Raw genomic sequence first — 4,040 nt, 5'->3', positions numbered from 1 at the left:
CTCTCCCATCCAGACTATAACTGTCGGCTCTGGCATCTCACCAGATCTGCTGACCCTACTTCAAAACGATAATGAACTAGGCGCTCGCGGGCTGATAACATCAAGTGCTATATACCGCCGGTGGGGAATTTCGCCCCGCCCTGAGAATAAGTTAAAAAATTGTGCCACTTAGTGTGGTGGAGACATACTATTACAGCTATGCAATAAAATCTAATTCGATTACGCTTTTCTCTTCGTCGCGCTATCCATCCATACCGCAAGCAACAAGATCGAGCCTTTGACGATGTACTGCCAAAACGTTGGAACATCCATCATACTCATACCATTGTCTAAAGCTGACATAATAAAGGCACCAATCACCGCTCCAAGGACCGTCCCCACGCCGCCAGCCATACTCGCACCACCAATCACACAAGCGGCAATTGCATCAAGCTCAGCAATGTTTCCGGCAGAAGGAGATCCAGCACCTAACCGTGAACTTAATATCAAGGCAGCCACCCCGACTAAAAGACCATTCATAGCGTAAACGGCTAATTTATTGCGCTCCACATTGATACCAGATAAACGACTTGCTTCAATATTGCCTCCTATTGCGTAAATGCGTCGCCCAAAGCTGGTTTTATTCGAAATAAACATACCCACAATCAGTAATACCGATAAAATTAATACTGGCATAGGCACGCCACGGTAATCATTGAGCAATAGAATCACGCCTAAAATAGCGATAGCGGTAATGGCACTTTTACCAATATTTTTAGATACATCAGGAACCGTTAACCCATAATGACGCCTTAATTGGTTTTGGCGCTTTTGCCACGCAAAGTAACCACACAGGCCTGTAACTCCTAAAAATAAACTAATCATATTGGGTAGATAGCTTTGCCCTATAATGGACATCGCATCCGATGTTGGTGCCACAGTGGTACCATCAGTCACACCAACCAAAATGCCTCTAAAGGCTAACATGCCAGCTAAAGTAACAATAAAAGAAGGTACCTTGCGGTAAGCAACCCACCATCCATTCCAAGCACCAAGTAATAACCCAGAAATTAATGTAATGACAATGGTTAAGGCTAGTGGAAGTCCAAGCCAAACATCCATAATTGCAGCTAAACCACCAAGCAGCCCCATCATAGAACCAACAGAAAGATCAATTTCACCACTAATAATCACGTACACCATGCCAATCGCAAGAATGCCCGTTATCGCTGTTTGCCTGAATAAATTAGAAATATTTCTAGGGCTTAAATAGCTCCAATCAGTCATCACACTAAAAAACAGCATGATAAAAAGAATCGCGATGATCATAATAACCATCTGCAAATGATCCCCTTTTAAATAGGACCAAATAGAACGACTCTTATCCGGTGCTCTCCCTGCCTTCACTTGCACACTCATGCTACTTCTCCTTGTTTTTGTTCTGATAGCGCACAATCCATAATCATTTCTTGAGTCAAATCTTCATTTTTAAATTCACCCTTAATAACCCCTTCATGCATGACAACTACGCGATCACTAATCCCCAAAATTTCAGGTAATTCAGACGACACCATAATGATGCTAATCCCTTGTTTCACTAGGGCGAACATCAATTTATAAATTTCATATTTAGCACCGACATCAATCCCCCGAGTCGGCTCATCTAAAATTAAGATTTGCGGCTGTAACATTAAGAACCGAGCTAAAATAGCCTTTTGTTGATTGCCTCCCGATAAATGTTTGATGGCGATATCATGACTGGACGTTTTCACTTTTAATTGCTCAACTGAATCTAAAATGGCTTTCTCTTCATCCGTTCTCGATAAGCCTTGATAACTTGAAAATTTATCTAACCCTGCAATCGAAATATTATGCCCTACCGACATGATCGGAATAATGCCATGTCGTTTTCTGTCCTCCGGCACCATTGCAATACCTGATTTTAATGCGGCTTCACTAGTTTTGAATGAGATTGGATTTCCATTCAAATAAAAACATCCTGCGTATTCACCTTGATAGCAGCCATAAATACATTCCATCAACTCCGTACGCCCTGCTCCTACAAGCCCTGATATACCTAAGATCTCCCCTCGTCGTAATTGAAGGTTTGCACTTTTCACCTTGTAAGTACTAGGATTAGATTTATCTTTTGCAAATACATCCTCAACACGCAAAACCTCATCACCGATCTCATGAGCTTCTTTGGGATACAATTCTTTCATCTCCCTGCCTACCATCATGGTAATAATGTCATCAGTCGTCATTTCAGAGCCAAGACGAGTCCCAATATGCTCACCATCACGAATCACACAGATATGGTCGGAAATCGCTTTCACTTCACTTAACTTATGTGAAATAAAAATACAGCTTACTCCCTGCCCTTTTAAATTCTTCACCAAGTTTAATAAAATTTGAGTTTCTGATTCAGTTAGGGGTGCGGTCGGTTCATCAAGCACTAATAATTTGGCTTTTTTAGATAATGCCTTGGCTATTTCAACCAATTGTTGCTGGCCGACCCCAAGCTCATTAACTTTTGTTTCTGGAGACACAGTTAATTTAACTTTATCAAGTAAGCCCACTGCTTTTTGATGCATTTGGATAAAGTCGACCACGCCGAAGTGACTAATTTCATCACCCAGAAATAGGTTTTCTAAAATACTTAATTCTTTCACTAAAGTGAGTTCTTGATGAATAATCGCAATACCAAGATTTTCTGTATCTTTAATAGATTGTGCTTCGACTTTTTTGCCTTCAAAGTAAATATCGCCTTCATATTCCCCAAAAGGATAAACGCCACAAAGCACCTTCATTAAGGTCGACTTACCGGAACCATTTTCACCACAAAGGGATAACACTTCACCTTTATCGAGAGTTAAATGAATACCATTAAGCGCATAAATATTACCGAAGGTTTTTTTTATATTTTTCATCTCTAATAAGCGCATATACTTCTCCTAGAAGCACTTAACCACCCGAGTAATTAAGTGCTTTTTTTGTCATTTCTGATAAACGTCTTCTTTAGAGTGGAATTGATCGGCAATAATAGTTGCATCAATATTCGACTTATCGACTGAAATAGGGTTCAACAGCCAAGCGGGAACATCTTTTAAGCCATTATTGAGAGAGGCATTCGATGCAACGTCTTCGTCACTTCCCAATTTAACCGCAATTTCTGCCGCTTTATTGGCTAATTCAGATATCGACTTATATACCGTCATTGTCTGAGTACCATCTACAATGCGTCGGATTGCAGCAAGGTCGGCATCTTGACCAGAAATAGCGACTTTACCGGCCAAACCCTGGGCTTCTAACGCTTGAATCGCACCACCAGCCGTAGCATCGTTTGACGCGACAACTGCATCAATCTTGTTATTATTCGCCGTTAAGGCATTTTCCATAATTTTCAATGCATTTTCTGCTAACCAAGAATCTACCCATTGATCACCAACAACCTTAATATCGCCGGAATCAATCTTAGGTTGAAGAATATTCATTTGGCCTTGACGGAATAATTTTGCGTTATTATCGGTTGGTGCCCCCCCCATTAAGAAATAATTACCGGTTGGCTTTTTATCTATCATCGCTTGCGCTTGGATCTCACCGACTTTTTCATTATCAAATGATAAATAAAAGTCGATATCTGCGTTATTAATTAGTCGGTCATAAGCAAGCACTTTAATTCCATCACGTTTGGCATCTTTTATGACATTACTTAATACTTCACCGTTATATGGAATAATGACTAATACATCGACGCCACGAGAAAGCATATTTTCAATTTGTGAGATTTGTGTTTGCTCATTACCATTCGCCGATTGAACATACACGGTCGCGCCTAACTCTTCGGCTTTATTGACAAAAATATTGCGGTCTTTTTGCCAGCGTTCTAATCTCAAGTCGTCAATCGCCATACCTATTTTTATATCTTTGGCGAAAGATTGCACTGGCCCAACACTTAACATCATGCCTAAGACTGTCAGTATTAATTTTTTCATGCTACATCCTCAGTAACTATTCACCCAGGAGCTATTGACAGCAAATTTATGTGACTGAGTTAACTT

3 protein-coding genes and 1 riboswitch are annotated in these 4,040 nt (G+C 40.4%); all 3 genes read right to left on the bottom strand.

Translation table 11 applies throughout. The annotated features are described in order from the left end of the window. A riboswitch (FMN riboswitch) is annotated at positions 1–152 on the bottom strand. This riboswitch is flagged as partial in the annotation. A 67-nt stretch (positions 153–219) separates the two neighbouring features. From ACTH6U_RS21245 to xylF, 3 genes are read right to left on the bottom strand one after another with little or no spacing between them, the layout of a single operon-like run. Continuing rightward, positions 220–1,398, bottom strand: coding sequence for a sugar ABC transporter permease (locus ACTH6U_RS21245; protein ID WP_051241351.1), 1,179 nt, complete (start codon positions 1,396–1,398; stop codon positions 220–222). Beyond that, positions 1,395–2,924 (bottom strand): xylose ABC transporter ATP-binding protein, encoded by a 1,530-nt coding sequence (locus ACTH6U_RS21240; protein ID WP_038150282.1) that lies wholly within the window; start codon positions 2,922–2,924, stop codon positions 1,395–1,397. The genes ACTH6U_RS21245 and ACTH6U_RS21240 overlap by 4 nt, the downstream gene beginning before the upstream one ends. A 51-nt stretch (positions 2,925–2,975) precedes the next feature. Then, on the bottom strand, positions 2,976–3,974 hold the full coding sequence (xylF, locus tag ACTH6U_RS21235) for a D-xylose ABC transporter substrate-binding protein (protein ID WP_027697819.1): 999 nt from the start codon (positions 3,972–3,974) through the stop codon (positions 2,976–2,978). Between the last annotated feature and the right edge of the window lie 66 nt (positions 3,975–4,040).

The organism is Providencia sp. (assembly GCF_052096715.1).
Classification (GTDB): Bacteria; Pseudomonadota; Gammaproteobacteria; order Enterobacterales; family Enterobacteriaceae; genus Providencia.
The sequence above is the reverse complement of the archived record's forward strand: the minus strand, read 5'-3'. Positions and strand labels throughout refer to the sequence as shown.

Excerpts from the sequence above, each read along its gene's own strand:
- ACTH6U_RS21245 (WP_051241351.1), bottom strand. The coding sequence starts at position 1,398 with ATGAGTGTGCAAGTGAAGGCAGGGAGAGCACCGGATAAGAGTCGTTCT.
- ACTH6U_RS21240 (WP_038150282.1), bottom strand. The coding sequence starts at position 2,924 with ATGCGCTTATTAGAGATGAAAAATATAAAAAAAACCTTCGGTAATATT.
- xylF (WP_027697819.1), bottom strand. The coding sequence starts at position 3,974 with ATGAAAAAATTAATACTGACAGTCTTAGGCATGATGTTAAGTGTTGGG.